Here is a 20,795-nt window from a genome sequence, read left to right on the forward strand (position 1 = left end):
CAAAACGGACATCCAAACCAAAACATTATAAATCATGAAAACGCTCGTCAAATCCCTGCTCGTTGCCGCAACCTTAACCCTGACCACCTTCGCCGTTTCTCAGGCTGAACCCGGCAAACCGGTCGCTAAACCTAAAAATACTGCCGCTTTTCAGAGCAGCATGTATACCAATCTGGCCGGTAAACTCCAGATCGCCGTCAAGAAAGAAACCGCTGGCACCGTCGTGGTGCGGCTGGTCGACAAGGCGGGGAAAGAGGTCTTCGTTCAGCAGGTTGCCAAACGCCGGCCCGCGGCCCGTTTAAGCCTGGACGTTAGTGCGCTGCCCGATGGCGTATACCAGGTGGAAATCAGCAACGGGGTTGAAACCACCACCCAAGCTTTGACACTGGCCACTCAGCAACCCGTTGCCGCTCCCCGCTTTGTAGCCATTAATTGATGCCTTGAAAGCCATATCCAACCCAACCGAAAGCCGATCCTGAGCGGGATCGGCTTTCGGTAGTATAAAAACCCGGCGCTGTTTTCAATTCGTCATAAACCGCCACGTCACCTTCCCCACCGTATCCGGTTTTCCTTTTTCAGCCGCCGACATCCGGCCTTTCAGCGTGCCGTTTTTCTGCTTTTCAACCTCAATCAGTCGCCAGCTAAACTGACCTTTTTCGTAATCGAAGGTTTCTCCATCGTCGTCGTAGAGTCGGTATTGAGCCGGTTTTTCGCCGTAATGACGGATTTCCAGGTCAACTTTCTGACCCGGTTTGGGCGCGTGCAAGAGCGAGGGCATCATCGGAATAATGCCGCCATCTTTTACGAAAACCGGAATCTTGTCCAGGCCCGGCGTCACCGTAATCACCTCACCGGCCCCAGCAAACCGCCCGGTGTAGAAATCATACCAGTTGCCCTTCGGTAAAATTACCTTCCGCGACGTCTGTCCCGTAAACATCGGTGCCACCAGCAACTGATCGCCCGCCATATACTGGTCCTTAATTTCCTTCGTACTGGCTTCCTGATACGGATTTTCGCCCAGGTTCGTCACGGCGGTTTGCTTTTCCACCTTCTCAATAAAACCGTCTTCCAGGTTCAATGCCCGGAATGGCGGAGTGCCTTCAAAGTGGTACTTGGCAAATTCGGTGTACCAGTACGGCATCATCTGCATCCGCAGTTGGGCCACAGTCTTCACCTGCTCGGCCACGTCCGGAAACGACCACGGTTTGGTGCCATCGGCCCAGGCGTTGATCATCGCCATCGGCGAAAAACAAACCGACTGAAACCGGCGCAACCATTCTTCGCTGGTTTTGGAGGCACGAACTTCCGGTGTCCACAATACTCCGGCAAAACCGCTGTTGATCAGGCCCGTAATAAAATCCTGATGGCTGTAGTTATCGTTGTAAATCACATATGGAAACGACGAACCGCCCGCGTTAGACGCCCGCACCAGTCCGTAGGTTCGGGTGTTGCGGGCATGGTACAGGTCCGTACTTTGTTTCTGCACCAGCAAACCATAGGTCTGCCGCATCTGCTCGGCACTGATTCCCGACGGAAAAGTAGCCACATCGGGCCACAACCACGAATCGTTGCCATCGACCTCATCGATCTTGTAACCGCTTACGCCAATCCCGACGTGATCTTTATCAAACTGACGCCAGTAGATCGCCCGCGCCTGCGGAATCGTGAGATCGGGCACAGCCCCCACCCAAACCGTGTGTGAGCCGGTAAACGGTTTGATCTGCGCGTAAATCGACGCGTCGGGCGAAACGTAGGGATTCGTCCAGAGGTTAATCCGAACATTTTTGGTCAGCATGTCTTTTACAAAACCGGCGGGATCGGGAAACCGGGTTTTGTCCCACTCGAAGGTGCAGGGATACGATTTACTCTGCCAGCCGGGTTCCAACCCGATGAAATCCAGTGGATACTGCCTGGCTTCAAACTCGGCGGCTTCTTTTCTGACGCTATCGGCGGTGTAGAGCCGGTGAACGCGCTGCGTAAACCCCAGTCCCCAGCGCGGGGGCAGGCAACCGCCCCCATTGAACAGGTTAAACCGCTGTACCACTTCCATGGGTTTGGGGCCGCCAAATACGTACACCTCAACCCCCTCGGCCGGAACCAGCAGTTCGACGGCATCGGAATACGGGTGCGCCGACCAGTCTTTGTCGGTATTCCGGTCCTGGGCCTGGGGCGGATTTTTACTATCCTGTCGAACCCCGGAACCGGCATATACGGTAATGTACCGGGCCGAATTGATGAAAACCCCGTAGCCATTCGACGAAACGTAAAACGGTGTGGGCGAGTGCGTTCGGCCATTGTCGCGGTTGCCATAATGATCCATGTGCAGGGTAAGGATTTTGCCGCGTTGGTGAACCGTCTGGAAATTCAGGCCAAAACCGTACAACTGCTCCCCGCGTTCCAGCGGAAACCGCAGATAGGTTTTTCCATCTACAACCCGGACGGAAATGTCGTCTTTGGGCAACGGGAAAGCGGTTTTGCCCAATTTTTCGAGCGCAGCCCGATTGGGCTGAACACCGGCTGCCGTAAGCAAATTGTAGGCTTCCGGCTTGCCAACTGGCAATTTCCAGACGCCGGGCGCGGTTTCGGTCCAGATGGCTTGGGCGCGGAGGGCAACGCCGGTGGCCAGAAAAACCATCAGGAGAAAGATTCGGAGTTGCTTCATGGGAAACGATGGGTGTTTTTGAGAAAATGTGGAGGGCAACGTTTCTACTCCTAAAACCAATTAAATTGTAAAAAACGCCGATTGCAAATCGGCGACAGTGATTTGCGGGATTTCTCAACCCAGGATCATTTCCCGCAGAAAAAAAAAACAAAAAACGTTGTTACTTATTTGATTCTCAAGCGTCCTAACAACATTGCATTTTTTATGCATTATTTTTCTCAATACATTTCCAACTTTCTACGCATTTTGGGTGTCTTTACCGAAGAATTGTCATTTCTTCTATCATATACCTATTTCCAAGATTACGATGAAACTCTTTACTCAATCCTGTCTGCTGGTAGCAAGCTTTATTCTTTTGTTTATTTCCTGTACGGTGCAAGATCATTTGCAACCTTCAACTTCAAACTGCTTGCTCGTTAAGGTTTCTGAACAATACCAGGTTCTGGATGGGTCTAATCCAGAAGAGATTCTGGAGATTGAAGGTCAAAAAATCCCTATAAAAACTACTTCATCTCTTTTTTATAAATATGACCAACAAGGACGAATGATTGAACAATATGACGATCGGCATAAGTTTACTTTTCTCTACGAATATCTGCCGAACGCGGTCAAATGGACCAGTATTCCGGACCCCGACGTACCTTATTCAATGTCAGCTACGAATATCTTCAATCTAGACTCGCAAGGTTTTTTTTCAAGTGCCCTGAGTAAGTTTGATTCTGAAGGTTATCAAATTTATTATAGTGATGCTTATCTCTGGCATTTATATAAAACGATTATGGATGGTAATGTAACAAAGTCCGTTAGAACAGAGTCTGGTACTGAGCAAACCTACGAATATGAATATGATTTAACGCAGCTTAACAAAATACCAAACCCTAACCCTATCTTTGACGGAAAAGGAAACCGTAATCTGCTTATAAAGGAAAAATTCAATATTGGAAAGTCTAGTGGAACAGGATATTCTTCAATCACTGATTACAAGTATGTTTATGATCAGAATGGACAGATCAAAAATCGTGTAGGATTCAGAAAGTTATATAATTCAGCAAATGAATTAACCAGTACTGACCTAGTAATTACGGGATATAAGATTACCTGTCCGTAAACTCATCATTCTTCTTTTTCCACAGTTAAGTGTCTTTATTAAAAATTGACTAACGTGTAAGATTACGTTAATTATAAAATAGCCATTCCATTCACTCGTTTATTTCCAAGATTACGATGAAATTCTTTACTCAATCCTGTCTGTTTATGGCAAGTTTTGTTCTTTTATTTGGTTCCTGTACGGTGCAAGATCATTTGCAACCTTCTTCGGTTTATCAGAATTGCCATCTTTTCGTAGTGAGCCGCAACATTGCCGCGAAGCTTCTGCCTGGTGAAGACGTAAAAGTGGGAGATCTGCATTATGCGGCTACCATCTATGACGCAGGAAAGCCATTCATTGTAAGGGAAATTACGGTTGAAGATGGCAAAACCTATGCGATAGGAGGTTCTCCGTATGATCTTATCTATGAATATGATGCTGATGGAAAAGTGATAAGAACAGAGGATAATAATCCCAGTGATAAGTACCGCACCTACTTTGACTATTTACCCAACCAAATTAATACCAGAGAAGCTGCTTTCAAGCGTAGTAATGATATATTAACGACTCATATCCTGAATAACCAAGGGCTTGTAACCAATACAAGTTTTGAATATGGAGCCTTTGTAGCGTCAACGCCAATTTATGATGAAAATGGGTATGTGATCGAGCGCAAAAATTCCTCAGGTGAATCTGTTAAATACACGATAAAAAATGGCAACACCATAAAAAAAGAATTTGCTGGTGGTGCATCCACTGTCTATGAGTACGATTTATCCCGGCCAAATTTACCAAATCCTTTCCCATTTTTTGGCAAAGAAAACCGTAATCTGTTGGTAAAAGAGTCTACCTCTACCCAAGCTTCTCATATCGAATACAAATATTTATTCAATAACGACGGGCGCGTAAAAAGGATGATAACGAAAGTGATATCAGGAGGAGAAAGCTTTGTTCAAGGATTCACAGACTACGAATATAACTGTCAATGATAGTTCTCCCCTAATCCGCAGACGATGTCGACACCGTCTGCGGATTAGGGGAGAACGAAAGTAACACCCTTGATTGAGAAACCTGGTTTGAATTTTGTAACTTCGCGTTATGTCAAAACCGGAATCACTCGAAGATTTTTACCAGATCAAGTTCAACTGGCTGCCTGAGAACCTGCAACAGGACAGAGGGCATTTCAATGTGTTCAGGCTGGAGGATTGCATTGGGGAGGGGAAAGAACCGGTACAGTACAGCCGCCGGGATTTTTACAAAGTCACCCTGATCCGGGGCCGGAACGTGTATCATTACGCGGATAAAAGCCTGGAAGTCAACGGAACGACCCTGATGTTCTTCAACCCACAGGTGCCGTACAGTTGGGAATCGCTGTCGGAAGATACCAGCGGTTTTTTCTGCATTTTCAAGGAAGCATTTTTTACCGAAAAAATTAGGGGAAACCTCAACGAACTGCCGATGTATGCCATTGGCGGCAAACCGGCCTACGTTCTGAACAACATTCAGGATCAGCAAGTGAGCCAGTTGTTCGAAAAAATGCTCGCGGAAATCAATTCGGATTACCTGTATAAATATGACCTGCTGCGAAACTACGTGACGGAACTGGTGCATTATGCGCTGAAAATGCAGCCCTCCGAAACGCTCTACCAGCATACGGATGCGAAATCCCGGATTACGGCTGTTTTCACGGAATTACTCGAACGTCAGTTCCCCATCGAATCGCCTTCGCAACGGTTCCGGATGCGGTCGGCGAAGGATTTTGCCGACCAACTGGCCGTACACGTCAACCACCTCAACCGCTCCATCCGCGAAACCACCGGTAAAACCACCACCGACCACATTGCCGAACGGCTGGCGAGTGAAGCGAAGGCCCTACTGAAGCATACGGACTGGAACATTTCCGAAATCAGCTACACCCTCGGTTTTGAAGAACCGGCCCATTTCAACAACTTTTTCAAGAAGCACACCCACCTGACGCCCTCGGCATTCCGCACGGTTTGAATTTTGCAAGGATCGGTTTGAAAACCGCAATGCCCGGCCTGCCAAACCGGCCTACTTTTGCTGCATCATAAAACAAACAAAATGATGAGCACGCAAAAAGTATGGTTTGTCACCGGAGCTTCGAAAGGCCTGGGACTTTCGCTGGTAAAACAATTGGTAAACAATGGGTATCGGGTAGCCGCTACCTCCCGGAATCTCGACGACCTGCGCCTGGCCGTTGGCGCGACCGATGACCGTTTTCTGCCCCTGGCGGTCGATTTGAAAACCGAATCCAGCGTGGCCGAAGCGATTCGGAAAACCGTCGATCAGTTTGGTCAAATCGATGTGGTGGTCAACAACGCCGGTTACGGTTTACTCGGCAGCATCGAAGAGCTGACCGACGAGGAATCTCGCGATAATTTTGACATTAACGTTTTCGGTTCCCTGAACGTCATTCGGAAAGCACTGCCCTATCTGCGCGAACAGAAATCGGGACACATCATCAACATCTCCTCCATTGGCGGTTTTACGGGTGCCTTCCCCGGTTTCGGGATTTACTGCGCGACCAAGTTTGCGGTCGAAGGATTTTCAGAATCACTCGCAGCCGAGGCCAAACCGCTGGGTATCAACGTAACCGTGGTCGAACCCGGTTATTTCCGCACAGACTTTTTGACTTCCAGTTCATTAGGGGTTCCTAAAAACCAGATCGACGCCTACCAGGAGGTGCGGAATTCGCAGCAGGCCCACCAGCATCAGATCAATGGCAACCAGGCTGGCGACCCCGAAAAAGCCGTTGCGGCCCTGATCCGAATCGCATCGGAAGCCCATCCACCCCTGCATCTGTTTTTGGGTCAGGACGCGTATGATCTGGCCTACCAAAAAATCGACGCGGTTCAAAACGACCTGGAAACCTGGAAAGAAGTCACGGTTTCAACGGGTTTTGAAGCGTAAACAATCCGTGTCTAATTGGCTTTACAAGAGACCAGAACCAGGGGAACAGAGCCGGGCGTTGAGGCCCGGCTCTGTTCGCTTCTATCGATTCAGCCTAATTCTGCTCGTGATACACCCCAAATTCTGCAATGGCGGGTGGGCTGGTAAACGCATCCAGCAGAATGCGTACCCGGCTGCCTTTCACGGTATTGAACCGGTTGATCTTAGCGCGGCTGGTGTTGCTGCTGGTCAAAATGGGCTTCCAGTTTCCTTTCGTAAAATACTCCAGTCGATACTGGGTAATGGCGGGCTGTTTTTCCAGAACCGTAATCAGATTAAACGCTTTTTCCTGATCGAAAACCACTTCATACCAAGGCTTTTTCACCGACGGATTGGACATCCAGGCGGTTTTGAAGTTGTCGTCGTTGCCGAAATCCATGATCCACATATCGTTGCTCCAACTGGCGTTGCTCGGCTGGTGCTTGGCCAGGTTGGTCGAGATGATCGGCGCATCGAAAACCGGCAGAATAGCCCAGATATCGTTGTTCGGCCAGATTTCGCCGATTTTTGTCAGAGCCGCCAGCGCGTTGTCATCGATCAACCCCTCGCGGTTCGGAGCCACATTCAGGATAAAATTGCAGTAGGCTTTGTTGAACGGAATCAGGTTGTCGTTCACCAAAACCGCCGGATCTTTCACCGGCTCGTTGGGAAAGGCGGTTTTCCAGAACCACGCCTTGTTGATGGGCAGGCATGACAACGCAGGCAATCGGTTGGTTTCTTTCGAAATGTGCTGCCCCGCGCCCTGTTCATACGATTTGATGTCGGTATAAAACAAGGCTTCGGCGGGATATTTGGCCGCGTTTAAATCCATGACCAGACAGTTCGGCTGGATAGACTTGATGTGCCGGTATACTTCCTCAAACGGTATGTCATCGTACGAAATCCGCGACCAGGGCGCATCCCAGCCGTCGATGATGAGCGCCGAGATTTCGCCGTAGTTGGTTAGCAATTCCGTCAATTGTGCTTTCACCATAGCGACGTGTTTCTTCGTAATAAAACCGGGGCGCAGCTTGTGGTGCGTATCCAGAATTGAATAATACAGCATGACTTTCAGCCCGTTGGCACGAAACGCGTCGGCGTATTCCTTCACCACATCCCGTTTCAGCGGACTGTTCATCACGTTGTAATCGGTCGTTTTGGTGTCCCAGATGCAGAAACCGCTGTGGTGTTTGGTGGTCAGTGCGCCATACGACATTTTCGCCGATTTAGCGGCTTTGGCCCACTGATTACAATCCAGCCTGGTTGGATTAAAAAGCGAAGGCGACGCTTCCGGATCGGCCCAGTCGTCCTCCATGAACGTCGGGATGTTGAAGTGAATGAACATGCCAAACCGAAGATCGACAAAATCCTGCTGGCGTTGGGTCAGGGCAACGGGCTGCGACGACTTCGTTTGGGCTTTCGAACCCCATGGCAGCAGCGAAACGACCAAAACCATTCCGATAAAGCTTCCTTTTATAACTTTTTTAAAAGACATTGCGTATAAAAAAGGTGATTCCCGACAAATATACGTCAGTGTTCCCTATCCAGCTATTCCAAACCGGTATGATCATGCGCCCCCTCCTATCGTTTCTCTTCGTTCTCCTGACGCAGTCGGTCTTTGCGCAGGATCTGGTCAGCAATCGTCAGAAAGAAATCGTCTTCAAATCAGTCAACGTAATCCCGATGGATCAGGAGCGGGTTCTGGAGAACCAGACCGTTGTCGTGAAAAATGGCCGAATCACCGCCATGGGCGCGGAAGGTAAAGTAAAGTATAGCAAAGATGCCCAGGTGGTGGATGCCAAAGGGAAGTACCTGACACCCGGCTGGGCCGAAATTCACGCCCATGTGCCGCCGATCGATGACATCGAGCCGATGAAGGAGGTGCTGATGCTGTATCTGGCCAACGGCATTACGACCATTCGCGGGATGCTGGGTCACCCCCGACACCTCGAACTCCGCAGCAAAATCAACAGCGGTGACATTCTGGGACCGCATTTTTACGCGTCCGGTCCATCGTTCAGTGGGCAAACCGTGAAATCGGCGGAACAGGGAGCCAAAATGGTGCGTGACCAGAAAGCCGCCGGGTATGATTTCCTGAAATTACACCCCGGTTTAACCAAAGAGACTTTTCCGGCCATTGCCAAAACCGCCAAGGAAGTTGGCATTCCGTTTGTCGGCCACGTTTCGTTCAACGTTGGCGCCTGGATGGCCATCGATGCCGGGTATTCTTCCATCGACCATCTGGACAGTTTCATGGAAGCCATTACGCCCGGTTCCGACACGCTGGTCGAGCAGGAAACCGGTTTATTCGGCTCCTGGATTGGCTACCGCGCTGATCCGGCGATGATTCCGAAACTGGTAAAAGGCTTGCACGACCAGAACATCCGCGTGGTTCCGACCGAAGCCCTCGCCGAACGGTGGCTCTCGCCCCTCCCGGTAGAAGAATTTACGAAAGATCCGGAAATGAAGTATATGAAACCGGAGGAAATTCAGAACTGGACAAGGACCAAAAACAACTATAACAACAACCCGAAATTTACGAAAGAACGCGCGGAAAAGTACATCCAGATGCGCCGTAAAATCCTCTACGAATGCCAGAAAAACGGCGTCGATATTCTTCTGGGTTCTGATGCACCCCAGGTTTTCAACGTACCCGGTTTTTCGATTCACCACGAAATGAAGTTCCTCGTCGGCGCCGGGTTGACGCCCTACGAAACCCTGCGCACCGGAACCGTCAATGTGGCTTCGTACTTCAAAAAACCGGATTCGGGCGTCATCAAAACCGGTAATGTGTCGGATCTGGTCTTGCTCAGCGGCAACCCGCTGAAAGACATCAGCCAGACCAGAAACATCGAAGGCGTGATGATCGGGACCAACTGGCTGTCGAAAGCGTATATTCAGAAAGAATTGAAGAAGCTGGAGAAGAATTGAGTCAAAAGCCACTTTTTCAATACGCCACATACGTCCGCTCCACCCAACCATCGTCGAACAGGTCGATGAGGGCGTAACCGGCGCGGGTTTGGTGATAGGTCGGTTTGTCCCACCAGTCGCCGGAAAGTGCGCCGTTGCAGAGATACGTCACGCCGTTGTAATCGACCCGGTCGAGCAGGTGCGTGTGGCCGCTCAGACAGACTTTTACGTTGGAACGTTTGTGAAACAACTGGATCAAATCCGCAGCGTCGGTGTGCAGCAAACCGCCTGAAATTTCCCGACGGCCATTTTTCTGCACCCGTTGGTTGGAAAGCACCGACGCCGACAGAATGGGAATGTGCGACAGAATGAGCACCGGTTTTTTCGCATCGGTTTTCCGCAGATCTTTTTCCAGCCAATCGCGCTGCTGGTCGTCAAGCCGGGCCATATACCAGCCACCTTCGGGCCGGGGTTGTGTGCTGTCCAGTACCACAAAATGCCAGCCGCTGTGGTCGAAACTGTAATACCGGTTGGAAAGCCCCAACTGCTCCACGGCCCACGCTTTGCCGTAAAGCGGATCTTTTTTGGAACCGTTATAGCCCCAGACATCGTGATTGCCAATGCAGGCATGAATGGGCAGTGAATTTTCCGCTTTGATAATCCGGTTCCAGACGTTCCATTGTTTCCGCACCGTGTTTTTATCCCGCGACAGGGCGTCCATGATCGTGTCGCCCCCGTTCAGAATAAACGCCGGGCGGTCTTTCATCGACTGCAGGCGGTGCAAACATTTCGCCAGCGCAACTTCGGCATTGGCACGGGGCATCATGTGCATGTCGGTCAGATGCGCCACCCGCAGCACGCGTTTTCGCCGGTAGGTTTCGGGGAGTTCAGGTGTGCTCAGGCTGGTGGTCAACAGCCCGAGAGAGGCAAGTGCTTCGCGACGATTCATGGCAGGTTGTTTAGCGTTCCGGAGTCCCTTTCGTGACGTCCTGCTTCTGCAACCTTATTTTCGGGCATCCTTCCCCAAAATCTTACTGAAAAAAGAAAATAGTGTAACTTGCGAAACGATGTTTTCAATTGTTGACGTAGAAACGACGGGGGGAATCGGTGGACAAACCCGTCTGACAGAGGTGGCCATTTTTCGGTATGATGGTGTTGAGGTAGTCGATAGCTTTCATTCGCTTTTGAACCCTCACTGCCCCATTCCGCCCTTTATTGCCCGTATGACCGGCATTTCGGACGAAATGGTGCAGGAAGCGCCCGACTTTGCCGACGTTGCTCACCACATTGCGCGGGTAACGGAAGGAGCGGTTTTTGTGGCCCACAATGCGCCATTCGACTACGGTTTTCTGAAAAAAGAATTTGCCTGGATCGGCCTGCCCTTTGAGCGTCACCGGCTCTGCACCGTGCAACTCAGCCGCCGGATTTTTCCGGGATTGCCTTCGTATAGCCTCGGTAAATTGTGTCGTTCGCTCGAAATTCCGGTCAAAAACCGCCACCGCGCCGACGGCGACGCAGCCGCAACGGTAAAGCTTTTCGAGCTGCTGCTGATGAACGATATGCACGGACTGATCAAAACCTGGCGGGTTAGCGTTTAGTCGCTCCGGTTTCCGGCTCATTCCACAATTTTATACACCTTTTTGGCGTCGGCACGGGATAGCGCGTTGAAGTGCCACCACTCGGTTTTGAGGGACGAGAAGCCCGCCATTCGCATCACTGAGCGCAACAGCCGCCGGTTTTCAACCTGTTTTTGGGTCAGTTTCCCCTGCTTCAGCATCTGGAGTTCTTTATCGGGATGTCCCAATTCGCCGAAGTAATCGAATTTTGTTCCCATATCGAGCGGTTTTCCGGCTTTGGTCGCCAGCGTCAGATCGACGGCACAACCGTAGTTATGAACCGAGCCGTTGCGTGGATTGGAAACGTATTTCCCGCGTTCGTTGGGGGGCAGGTGGCTCAGCGTATTCCACAAATCCCACTGCACTGAGCGGGGCCGGGTAGCGTCATACACCAGCAGACGAAAATCCGGGTGTTTTTGCTGGAGAAGTTTGCTCGCTTTCGCCAGTTTTTGAGCCACCATCGGTTGCAAATACGCCCGCGTCAGGTCGCCATAGACGTCTTTTCCCACAAAATTATCGGTAGTAGAATACTTCAATTCGACCAGAACCGTCCGGTCAACCGCTTGAATATCAACCAATCCCTGCCGAATCAGGGCCTGCTCCAGTTTCCCCTGAGCCAGAAGAATAGTGGGAAATACCAGAAGAAAGAAAAGGCTGTTTTTCACTGACTTATTTTTTAACTCTGACGCTCTCTGATTAACGCTGTGTAATAACGGTTTCACAGAGTTAATCAGGGAACCTCAGAGGTGATCAGAGTTGATTCGTTGCGAAATAACGAAAAACCACCTATTTTGCCATGAACAACGTGTAAACATGGCCCTCAACTACATCTGGGTATCTTTTTTTCTGATTGCCTTTCTGATTGCGCTCTTTAAATTGATTTTTCTGGGCGATACCGAGATTTTCAAAGTCATTGTCGAGGGGCTGTTCGATTCCTCCAAAACGGCGGTGATGGACATTGCCCTGCCCCTGGCGGGCGTGATGACCTTCTTTCTGGGTCTGCTCAACATTGGCGAAAAAGCCGGGGCCATCAATTTTCTGGCGCGCATCATCGGCCCTTTTTTCAACAAACTCTTCCCGGAAGTGCCGAAAAACCATCCCGCCAACGGGCAGATGATCATGAACTTTTCGGCCAATATGCTCGGGCTCGACAATGCCGCCACGCCCTTCGGTCTGAAAGCCATGCAGAGTTTGCAGGAACTGAACCCGGAGAAGGAAACCGCTTCCAACGCCCAGATCATGTTTCTGGTGCTGCATACCTCCGGGCTGACCATCGTACCGCTCGGGATCATGGCGCAACGGGCCATTCTGGGGGCCAAAGACCCATCCGACATTTTCATTCCCTGCCTGATCGGGACGTATGTGGCCACGGTTTTCAGTATGTTTCTGGTGGCCCTGAAACAACGGATCAACCTGTTCAACGGGCTGGTGATAGGCTGGCTGGGCGGTATTACGGCTTTTCTCGCGCTGGCGTTGTGGTATTTGTCGTCGCTGCCAAAAGAGGAAATCGAGCAGATCTCGAAAGTGGTTGGCAACGTCATTCTGTTTGTGATCATCGTGGCATTTCTGCTCGGTGCGATGCGAAAGAAAGTCGATATTTTCGACACGTTTATCGAGGGCGCCAAAGGCGGTTTTGAAACTTCGATCCGGATTATTCCGTACCTGGTCGGGATGCTGGTTGCCATCAGTGCGCTGCGGAATTCCGGGGCAATGACCTACATCGTGGACGGGATGAAGTACGTCATTGGGTTGATGGGTGTCAACACGGATTTTACCGATGCGTTACCCGTCGCACTGATGCGACCCCTGAGCGGCAGTGCGTCGCGGGCGTTGATGATCGACGCCATGAAGGAGTTCGGCCCGGATTCGTTCGTAGGGCGGCTGTCCTGCATTTTTCAGGGGGCTGCCGATACGACATTTTACATCGTCGCGTTGTATTTTGGGTCGGTCGGCATCAAAAAAACCCGGTACGCCATCGTCGCCGGCCTGATTGCCGATGCCGCCGGCGTCATCGCCGGCATTGCGCTGGGGTACTTCTTTTTTCACTGAGCAACGTGGCAAAATGAATGCAACAGCGTTATACCAATTAGTGTACATCCATTTATCCATAGCCAGTCTTTCACCCCGAAGGGATTGCCACTGGCTAACCCCGGATGCAATTTGGGGCTAGCAAAATAGAAGTATGAATATCAACGAAATACGCGAACAGTTGCACCTGCTCATCGATGAAGTGGACGACATCTACGTCCTGAACGGCTTATACCGCAACCTATCGGCCGAAAAACGCCACCGCCAGGAATACGAACGGGAACAGGCGCAAAAGGCACAGGCGGCTCGCCAAAACCGCAGCAAATAACCACCCGAGGATTCAACCGAATCTCTCCGTTTTCGACATGGCGATGATCGTCTTCAGTCTCGTCATGGTTTGGGCATTTTCCGGACGTCGGCCATCGTGGTACAATCGGCGGGCAGCAAGCCTCGAAGAACCGGTCGTGCTGATTGCTGATTTGAAACCGGTATTTGAGCAAATTTAGCCCCTGATTTTGTTACTTTTGCTGAACCGTTGCATCAACAGGAATCCATCGCTTATGCTTTTCTCCGTCCGCTTACGTTTGCTGGCTTGTACGCTCTGTCTTTTCATTTCATTTCAGTCCGCTCATTCCCAGACGGTTCCCTCTTTTCTAAAAGCAAATCCACGCTGGGTCGATTCGGTTTTTAACGCCCTGACGCCCGATCAGCGGATTGCCCAACTGATCATGGTAGCCGGTTTTTCCAACCGCAGCAAAGGTTACGAAGATTCGCTGATGGCCCTGATTCAAACGTATCAGATTGGCGGAGCGGTTTTCTTTCAGGGTGGTCCGATCCGACAGGCGCGGCTGGTAAACCGGTTGCAAACCGTCGTAAAAGTTCCGATGCTCATTGCCATCGACGGCGAGTGGGGATTGGGTATGCGGCTCGACAGCACCGTGCGGTTTCCGTATCAGATGACGCTGGGGGCCATACAGGGACGCGATGATTTGATCTATAAAATGGGTGCCGCCGTGGCGCGCCAAAGCAAGCGGATGGGCATTCACATCAATTTTGCCCCGGTAGCCGATGTCAACAATAACCCCAACAACCCGGTTATCAACTTCCGTTCGTTTGGCGAAGACAAGGAATCGGTGGCCCGCAAGGCGCTGGCTTACATGAAAGGTATGCAGGACAACGGCTTGCTGACCTCGCTGAAACACTTTCCCGGCCACGGCGATACCGGTACGGATTCGCACTACGACCTGCCACTGATCTCGAAAAACCGCCAGCAACTGGACGAACTGGAACTGTTTCCGTTTCGGAAACTGATCGATGCGGGCGCTTCGGGTGTCATGATTGCCCACCTGAACATCCCGGCGCTGGACTCCACCCCCAACCTGCCCAGTACGCTTTCACGCCGGGTGGTTTCCGATTTGCTGAAAAACGAACTGGGTTTCGGCGGTCTCGTTTTTTCCGACGCCATGAACATGAAGGGCGTTACGAAATATTTTCCGTCCGGTATTGCCGACCGGATGGGCATCGAAGCGGGTATGGACGTGCTGGAATATACCCTCGACATTCCGCGCGCCATTGCGGAGATCAAACAGGCCATTGCCGACGGGCGGCTATTGCAAACGGACGTCGACGCCCGCTGCCGTAAAGTACTGGCGGCCAAAGCCTGGGTCGGACTGGATCGGTACAAACCCGTCAATCTGATGAACCTGGTTCGGGAGTTGAACGAACCTGAATCCAACCTGATCAATCGACTGCTAACGGAAGAAGCCCTGACGGTGCTGAAAAACGACAAAGAGCCGTCTGGTGAGCCCATCATTCCGGTATTGAATCTGGGTACCAAACGGATTGCCTCCGTTTCGCTCGATGCCCCGAACGAAACCTATTTTCAGAAAATGCTCGCCAATTATACCGCCATCGATCATTTCAATCTGGCAGCCACGACGGCGGACACCACCGTTGAGCGGATTCGGAACGACCTGAAACAGTACGATTTACTGCTCGTAGGCGTACATTTGAGCAACATTCGCCCGGCGGTGCAATACGGTATTACGCCCAAAACCGTCGCGCTATTGAAAGAATTGTGTGAAACCGGCAAAGCCGTCGTCTCGGTTTTTGGGAATCCCTATGCGCTGGACAAACTCGAAGGGCTGGACAAGGCAAAAGGGCTGATTATGGCCTACCAGCTTACCCAATTCACGGAAGAACTGGCTGCTCAGCTCATTTTTGGAGCCATTCCGGCAAAAGGCAAACTGCCCGTAACGGTCAATTCGCAATTCAAACTGAACGACGGCATCACCAACCCAGCCATTGCCCGGCTGAAATACACCATTCCGGAAGAGGTCGGCATCGATTCGTATTTCCTGACGGCAAAGATCGACTCGCTGGTGAAAGTGGCAATGGAGCAAAAAGCAACACCGGGTTGTGTCGTGGAAATGGCGAAAGACGGCAAGGTAATTTTTCGGAAAGCCTACGGAACGCACACCTACGAAGGGTTGACCCCGACGAAAGAAGACGATTTATTCGATCTGGCTTCCGTAACCAAAATCAGCACCTCGACGCTGGCACTGATGCGGCTGGTAGACGAAGGGAAGTTCGATCTGAACAAAACCATGGGTGACTACCTGCCGGATTTTAAACATTCAAACAAAGCCAATCTGATCTGGCGGGACGTTTTGGCGCACCAGGCGGGTTTAAAGGCATCCATTGCCTTCTGGACCGCAACCAAAAATCCCGACGGCACCTGGAAAGACCATACGTTTGACGAGGAAAAACACGGCCCGTATAAAGTAGAGATTACGGATAATCTGTTCATGCACCGAAAATACCGGAAAACCATCTTTGAGACCATTCGCGACTCGCCGGTCAGTGCCAAAAAAGACTACGTCTACAGCGATCTGTCGTTTATTCTGTATCCGCAGATTGTTGAAAAAATGACGCACCAGCCCTTTGAAGACTATCTGAAACAGAATGTTTACGAACCACTGGGCGCTACAACGCTGACGTTCAACCCGCTGCGGTTTTATCCCCTGCCGCGCATGGTTCCAACGGAATATGATTCGGTATTTCGCAAAACGCTGGTTTGGGGTCGCGTGCACGACGAAGGAGCCGCCATGCTCGGTGGTGTTTCGGGCCATGCCGGTTTGTTCGGTTCGTCCAACGACTTGATGAAACTGGTCCAGATGTATTTGCAGAAGGGGTATTACGGTGGAAAGCAGTTCATCAGTCCGGCCACCATTACGGAATTTACGCGCTATCAATTCCCGGAAAAAGGCAGCCGACGCGGCCTGGGCTTCGACAAGCCGACGTTCAAATATTCAGGAAACGCGCCTAAATACGCCAGCCCACAGAGTTTCGGACACTCTGGTTTTACCGGACCCTTTATCTGGGTTGACCCGCAATATAACACCTCCTACGTGTTCATGTCGAACCGGGTTTATCCGAGCCGGAGCCACACCAAGCTCATTACGATGAACGTGCGGACGAACATCGCCGATGCGTTGTACGAAGCAATTCGGCGGGGACCGACGTCCAATCTGGCGAGTATCCTGATGACGCCGTAAAAAGGAATCCATTTCGTATTTTTGTCTTGACTAATGCGGAAAACACCCGGCTGCGGATGAAAAACTACCTGATTCGCCTGGTTGACTACGAGCAGTGGGCCAACCGAACCGTGATCGATGCGCTCGACAGCGTGGCCAGTCCTCCGCTTCGGGCGGTGCAATTGATGGGGCATATTCTGTCTGCCCAGCAAATCTGGCTGTCGCGGGTGACGGGCGAAGTCAGTTACGTTGCCATTTGGGAAGACATTCCGATTGCCTGGATGGCTGAAACATCCGACCGGAATTTCCTGCGCTTGAAAACCCTCCTGGCAAATGAATCAGACGACAGCCTGAACCGGACTATTTCGTATACCACCTCAACCGGTCAACCTTTCAGCAGCCCCCTGATCGACATTCTGACGCAGTTGAGTCACCATGCCGCCTACCACCGCGGGCAAATCGTCCAGTTGATTCGCCCGCAACTTGACCAGGCTCCACTGACCGATTTTATTTTCTGGGCGCGGAACTGAGCCAGTTTACCGGGCAGCCTAGACGGTATGGTATCACCACCCTGCAAACGGTTATCGCAGCCTGTATGACTGTAAGGTCACCTCCATCGCTGCATCGAAACCGGATTTCCACCGGATTTTCTCATTAAACACAATAGACGTAACCCGTTTATTACGAACCTGTGACGTTTCCAGAAATTCTTTGGCGTCAGCCAGATGATCGACCCGGGCGTTCACCACCATCCCTTTCTCCAGCAACACGGGCACCGCCCGGTAGGTAACGGCCGGGTTATTTTCTGCCCCAATGGTCATGGTCAGTTGCGGAGGCTGAAAAAGGACATTCAGGATTTTTCCATACAGGGAATAGTGGATTTGGGTATAAATGACATGCAACAGGGAGTCTTTTTCCGGAAAATGCAGTGGTTCACCCATCCGCAGCCGGATGGTTTCTTTTCTGACAAGTTGCAGCGGCCGGATAGCATCCGTTTTTTTCAGAAAAAGGCATCCATTGGCCTCGTCGCACACGCGATAGCGTTGCAACACCGCCAACAGCGTTTGCGTCTCATCCGCAAGCGGGTATTTCCCATCAATACTTTCGTAGGAGTAGATAATCCAGTCGGGAGCGGTTTTGGAAAGATACTTCTGCCGATTCTTCGTATCGAGATACCAGTTGTAAGCCTGGTAGGATTGAATCACCGGGCGGGGATTGTAGTTCAATCCGTTAAAATAAATTTCTGAAATTTCATTGGGTATCCGGTCCGTCGTCTGATTCCCGATTTTTTGACGAATCCGGGCGGGGAATGTTGCTCTGGGGATTGGATACTTTTCCGTTAATGCTGATTGAAAATAATGCTTTAGTATGTATACTTTCTGGATAAACATCGTCGTATAATTTACCGATATTTTCCCGAAAACCGGTACATAAAAAACAAGATATAAACTGCTATTCAGGAGTAAAAAAACAAAGAACGTTTTCCGAATCCATTCTTCTTTTACGGAAACGATAATCAGCACCAGCAATAAGCTCGATTGTTTGATATAGACCGTTAAGTGGCCGCTATCGGCTCGGGTGAATGCATATTTCAGAAGAACGAAGGAAATGATCAGAAACCATACCAGACTGAATGAAGCAGCATAAGGATTATTTTTAGGCTTGTAAGCGGATGTCGCCAGGGTATAAAAGTAGAGCAAGATGGTTGCAATTTGCAAGAGATATATTCCATACGAGAGCAGTACGAGCCTGAGCCGGTTATCCGGATAAATTGCCTGCGATTCGTTATAACCGCTGATTATATACAGGCTGGAAATAAAGTAATTCACTAAATCGGTGTGCAAAAAATGAGCACCCATTATTAGTAAAGCCAGCAGAATCGCTACCTGATAAAGAAACCAACGTCCGTTTTTTTGTTTGCGCAAGTAAATAAAAACCAGTAACGAAACAATAAAACCCAGAATGAGAAGGCCGTAATTGGCCTTCATGAAAAAATTTACGGTGGAAAGGACAAATAAGTAGTAGAGCAAACCCTGTGTCGGCCGGTAGACATAGCGAACACCCCAGTAAATTACCGAATAAAACCACAGAAAATGCACCCATTCCCCATACATGCTGCTAATTAGGGCCCACAGGATGAAATAGACACCCAAATGCCATATTCGGAGCGGATTAGGCAACAAGTTATAGAGCAAAACGGCCAAATTAACCGCGAAGAAAAGATCGACGGCCAAAAGTTCCAGCCGGCCGGTTGTAATCGTATACCGCTGAAGCCATCGGCCCAACGGCCCATACGTATAAATAATATCCTGCCCCCAAATCAGTTTTTTTTGCTGACTAATTTCTAACGCAATACGCCATGAATTATCGATCCCGGCACTCGGTATATGGACGAAATCCAGGTACGGAAACGTCAAAATTAAAAGAATTAATATGTAACTGATTTTTATAAATTGGCTCTCAATTTTCGTATTGATGAATCTTTCAAATGGGGGTAAGAGATAGATTCGGCAATAGTTTATCGCTAATATCATACAAAAGTGGATGGTGGTTTTACATGGCGAACGGGATAGCTATTTATAAATTAGAAAATACTATAGAACCAGGTATTGTACATGCTTGCAAAAGCAAATATAATACCAATACGGAGAACTTGATTAGCAGGATGGTGAGTTAATCAGAAAATCATCGAAAACGTGCTGCCTTGTCCGGGAGTAGAGGTCACTTTTAATTGCCCGTTGTGAAGCTGCATAATCTGCCGGGAAAGGCTTAAACCAATGCCGGAACCGGTTTTTTTGGTGGTATAAAAGGGGATAAAAATCTTCTCGATGGCTTCCGGTTCGATGCCCGGCCCGTTGTCGGAAACGTAAATCATCAGCCGGTTGTCCTGCGATTTAACTTCCAGCCGGAGTTTCGGTTTTCGGTGTCCGTCCAAACTTTCCATCGCGTTCTTGATCAGGTTGATCAACACCATCTCGATTTGTCCGGCGTCGGCAAAAATCATCAGATACGATGGCACAGGGGGAGCCTGCAAAATAATGTGCCGTTGCTGCAACTCCGTCTGCACCAGCGCAATGACATTTTTGAGCAGATTCTCAACAGAGATTTCGGCCAGCCGCGGCTGCGGAATCGCCGTGAAATTGCGGTAGGCATCCACAAACCGCATGATGCCACGCCCCCGGTGTTCGATGGTCGTCAGGGCTTCGCGCAGGTCATTGACCGCTTCGGTATCCGCCCCGGCCAGTTCCGTATTGACAATCTGCTGCATGGTGCCGACCAGTGAGACAATCGGCGTAACCGAATTCATGATTTCGTGCCGCAGTACCTTGGTCAGGTTCTGCCACGCTTCCAGTTCCTTCTGCTGCAGTTCGGAGCGGATGTTCTGAATCGACGCCACCGTGACCGGACGACCCCGCAGGCTAACCGTGGCACAGCGCACCGAAAGCTCCTGCTCGAAGCTGGTCTGGTAAATGGCGGGTGTACTGCTGGGTGTTCCGGTCAGAATATCGTATAAACCGGCATGAACCGACTGTAAATCAGAAAGGTTACGGAGCCGGTAAATACCCAGCAAACGCAAAGCGGCCTGATTCGTCATCTCGACGTTGCCGACCATATCGAACGAAATCAGCCCTACGCTCACCTGCTGAACGATGGTGTTGAGGTAATGCAGATTCGCTTCTTTCTCGGCCCGCGCCTGCCGGAAAGCTTCCAGCACTTCGTTGAACTGCTGGTTCAATTCCTTAAAACTGGGACCCAACTCACTATCGGCTTTGAAGGCCACAGCAAAATCCGAATACCGTACCGACTCCATAAATCGGGTCAGCTTGCGGTTCAGGCTGGTGATGTAGCGGTGTAGGTTGGCCGTTTGTATCGTCAATAGAATAATCCCCACCCCCACCAGCAGCGACCGGCTGGCCGGAACCGTCCACCACGCATACGCGATTAGCAGACAGGTAGCCAGGATAATGGTAATTCGAATAAAAAGGCCGGTGGCAAATCGTTTCATA

The 20,795-nt window shown here is 50.4% G+C and carries 17 protein-coding genes; 11 read left to right on the plus strand and 6 right to left on the minus strand.

Going from position 1 to position 20,795, the window contains the following annotated elements; translation table 11 throughout:
- The first annotated feature begins 34 nt into the window (after window positions 1–34).
- Entirely contained in the window at window positions 35–436 is a 402-nt protein-coding gene (locus FH871_RS01625; RefSeq protein WP_138989590.1) for a T9SS type A sorting domain-containing protein, read from the plus strand.
- Between the two features lie 84 nt (window positions 437–520).
- On the opposite strand, the gene FH871_RS01630 is transcribed toward FH871_RS01625, so the two are convergent.
- A complete protein-coding gene (locus FH871_RS01630; RefSeq protein ID WP_229317057.1) occupies window positions 521–2,635 on the minus strand; it encodes a TIM-barrel domain-containing protein in 2,115 nt (704 codons plus the stop codon).
- A gap of 334 nt (window positions 2,636–2,969) precedes the next feature.
- Here FH871_RS01630 and FH871_RS01635 point away from each other — a divergent pair, with 334 nt between their 5' ends.
- From FH871_RS01635 to FH871_RS01650, 4 genes are all read left to right on the plus strand, one after another.
- Window positions 2,970–3,770: a hypothetical protein gene (locus FH871_RS01635; RefSeq protein ID WP_138989592.1), complete on the plus strand. Its 801-nt coding sequence runs from the start codon at window positions 2,970–2,972 to the stop codon at window positions 3,768–3,770.
- A 146-nt stretch (window positions 3,771–3,916) separates the two neighbouring features.
- Window positions 3,917–4,738 carry a hypothetical protein gene (locus tag FH871_RS01640; RefSeq protein WP_138989593.1) on the plus strand — a complete coding sequence of 274 codons (822 nt, stop codon included), beginning with the start codon at window positions 3,917–3,919 and terminating at the stop codon, window positions 4,736–4,738.
- 109 nt (window positions 4,739–4,847) lie between these two features.
- Window positions 4,848–5,750, plus strand: a complete 903-nt coding sequence (locus FH871_RS01645) for an AraC family transcriptional regulator (protein WP_138989594.1) — start codon at window positions 4,848–4,850, stop codon at window positions 5,748–5,750.
- An 84-nt stretch (window positions 5,751–5,834) separates the two neighbouring features.
- Window positions 5,835–6,680 (plus strand): oxidoreductase, encoded by an 846-nt coding sequence (locus FH871_RS01650; protein ID WP_138990221.1) that lies wholly within the window; start codon window positions 5,835–5,837, stop codon window positions 6,678–6,680.
- Between the two features lie 94 nt (window positions 6,681–6,774).
- Here FH871_RS01650 and FH871_RS01655 read toward each other — a convergent pair whose 3' ends face one another.
- Window positions 6,775–8,193 (minus strand): alpha-L-fucosidase, encoded by a 1,419-nt coding sequence (locus FH871_RS01655; RefSeq protein ID WP_138989595.1) that lies wholly within the window; start codon window positions 8,191–8,193, stop codon window positions 6,775–6,777.
- A 74-nt stretch (window positions 8,194–8,267) separates the two neighbouring features.
- On the opposite strand from FH871_RS01655, the gene FH871_RS01660 reads away from it, so the two are divergent.
- The gene (locus FH871_RS01660) at window positions 8,268–9,629 is read left to right on the plus strand and encodes an amidohydrolase family protein (protein ID WP_138989596.1); all 1,362 of its coding nucleotides are present in this window, start codon (window positions 8,268–8,270) and stop codon (window positions 9,627–9,629) included.
- A gap of 16 nt (window positions 9,630–9,645) precedes the next feature.
- On the opposite strand, the gene FH871_RS01665 is transcribed toward FH871_RS01660, so the two are convergent.
- On the minus strand, window positions 9,646–10,557 hold the full coding sequence (locus tag FH871_RS01665; RefSeq protein WP_138989597.1) for a metallophosphoesterase: 912 nt from the start codon (window positions 10,555–10,557) through the stop codon (window positions 9,646–9,648).
- A 118-nt stretch (window positions 10,558–10,675) separates the two neighbouring features.
- Here FH871_RS01665 and FH871_RS01670 point away from each other — a divergent pair, with 118 nt between their 5' ends.
- Window positions 10,676–11,206 carry a PolC-type DNA polymerase III gene (locus FH871_RS01670; protein WP_114403925.1) on the plus strand — a complete coding sequence of 177 codons (531 nt, stop codon included), beginning with the start codon at window positions 10,676–10,678 and terminating at the stop codon, window positions 11,204–11,206.
- Window positions 11,207–11,223: 17 nt separating this feature from the next.
- Here FH871_RS01670 and FH871_RS01675 read toward each other — a convergent pair whose 3' ends face one another.
- Window positions 11,224–11,889 (minus strand): M15 family metallopeptidase, encoded by a 666-nt coding sequence (locus FH871_RS01675; RefSeq protein ID WP_229316935.1) that lies wholly within the window; start codon window positions 11,887–11,889, stop codon window positions 11,224–11,226.
- A gap of 148 nt (window positions 11,890–12,037) precedes the next feature.
- Between FH871_RS01675 and FH871_RS01680 the strand changes: the two genes are divergently transcribed.
- The 4 genes from FH871_RS01680 to FH871_RS01690 all read left to right on the plus strand — a co-directional run bounded on the left by FH871_RS01680 (window position 12,038) and on the right by FH871_RS01690 (window position 17,318).
- The gene (locus tag FH871_RS01680; RefSeq protein WP_138989598.1) at window positions 12,038–13,273 is read left to right on the plus strand and encodes a nucleoside recognition domain-containing protein; all 1,236 of its coding nucleotides are present in this window, start codon (window positions 12,038–12,040) and stop codon (window positions 13,271–13,273) included.
- A 133-nt stretch (window positions 13,274–13,406) separates the two neighbouring features.
- The gene (locus tag FH871_RS33030; RefSeq protein WP_171062727.1) at window positions 13,407–13,580 is read left to right on the plus strand and encodes a hypothetical protein; all 174 of its coding nucleotides are present in this window, start codon (window positions 13,407–13,409) and stop codon (window positions 13,578–13,580) included.
- A 232-nt stretch (window positions 13,581–13,812) separates the two neighbouring features.
- Window positions 13,813–16,809, plus strand: coding sequence for a glycoside hydrolase family 3 N-terminal domain-containing protein (locus FH871_RS01685; protein ID WP_138989599.1), 2,997 nt, complete (start codon window positions 13,813–13,815; stop codon window positions 16,807–16,809).
- Between the two features lie 26 nt (window positions 16,810–16,835).
- Window positions 16,836–17,318, plus strand: a complete 483-nt coding sequence (locus FH871_RS01690; RefSeq protein WP_229316937.1) for a DinB family protein — start codon at window positions 16,836–16,838, stop codon at window positions 17,316–17,318.
- Window positions 17,319–17,369: 51 nt separating this feature from the next.
- On the opposite strand, the gene FH871_RS01695 is transcribed toward FH871_RS01690, so the two are convergent.
- Both FH871_RS01695 and FH871_RS01700 read right to left on the minus strand, forming a co-directional pair.
- Complete coding sequence (locus FH871_RS01695; RefSeq protein ID WP_138989600.1) at window positions 17,370–18,014, minus strand: hypothetical protein; 645 nt, start codon at window positions 18,012–18,014, stop codon at window positions 17,370–17,372.
- A 1,451-nt stretch (window positions 18,015–19,465) separates the two neighbouring features.
- Window positions 19,466–20,794, minus strand: a complete 1,329-nt coding sequence (locus tag FH871_RS01700) for a PAS domain-containing sensor histidine kinase (RefSeq protein WP_138989601.1) — start codon at window positions 20,792–20,794, stop codon at window positions 19,466–19,468.
- Window position 20,795 lies beyond the last annotated feature (1 nt).

The sequence above is a fragment of the Larkinella sp. C7 genome, assembly GCF_006149005.1.
GTDB lineage: Bacteria > Bacteroidota > Bacteroidia > Cytophagales > Spirosomataceae > Larkinella.

Excerpts from the sequence above, each read along its gene's own strand:
- FH871_RS01625 (WP_138989590.1), top strand. The coding sequence starts at position 35 with ATGAAAACGCTCGTCAAATCCCTGCTCGTTGCCGCAACCTTAACCCTG.
- FH871_RS01630 (WP_229317057.1), bottom strand. The coding sequence starts at position 2,635 with ATGGTTTTTCTGGCCACCGGCGTTGCCCTCCGCGCCCAAGCCATCTGG.
- FH871_RS01635 (WP_138989592.1), top strand. The coding sequence starts at position 2,970 with ATGAAACTCTTTACTCAATCCTGTCTGCTGGTAGCAAGCTTTATTCTT.
- FH871_RS01640 (WP_138989593.1), top strand. The coding sequence starts at position 3,917 with ATGGCAAGTTTTGTTCTTTTATTTGGTTCCTGTACGGTGCAAGATCAT.
- FH871_RS01645 (WP_138989594.1), top strand. The coding sequence starts at position 4,848 with ATGTCAAAACCGGAATCACTCGAAGATTTTTACCAGATCAAGTTCAAC.
- FH871_RS01650 (WP_138990221.1), top strand. The coding sequence starts at position 5,835 with ATGAGCACGCAAAAAGTATGGTTTGTCACCGGAGCTTCGAAAGGCCTG.
- FH871_RS01655 (WP_138989595.1), bottom strand. The coding sequence starts at position 8,193 with ATGTCTTTTAAAAAAGTTATAAAAGGAAGCTTTATCGGAATGGTTTTG.
- FH871_RS01660 (WP_138989596.1), top strand. The coding sequence starts at position 8,268 with ATGCGCCCCCTCCTATCGTTTCTCTTCGTTCTCCTGACGCAGTCGGTC.
- FH871_RS01665 (WP_138989597.1), bottom strand. The coding sequence starts at position 10,557 with ATGAATCGTCGCGAAGCACTTGCCTCTCTCGGGCTGTTGACCACCAGC.
- FH871_RS01670 (WP_114403925.1), top strand. The coding sequence starts at position 10,676 with ATGTTTTCAATTGTTGACGTAGAAACGACGGGGGGAATCGGTGGACAA.
- FH871_RS01680 (WP_138989598.1), top strand. The coding sequence starts at position 12,038 with ATGGCCCTCAACTACATCTGGGTATCTTTTTTTCTGATTGCCTTTCTG.
- FH871_RS33030 (WP_171062727.1), top strand. The coding sequence starts at position 13,407 with ATGAATATCAACGAAATACGCGAACAGTTGCACCTGCTCATCGATGAA.
- FH871_RS01685 (WP_138989599.1), top strand. The coding sequence starts at position 13,813 with ATGCTTTTCTCCGTCCGCTTACGTTTGCTGGCTTGTACGCTCTGTCTT.
- FH871_RS01700 (WP_138989601.1), bottom strand. The coding sequence starts at position 20,794 with ATGAAACGATTTGCCACCGGCCTTTTTATTCGAATTACCATTATCCTG.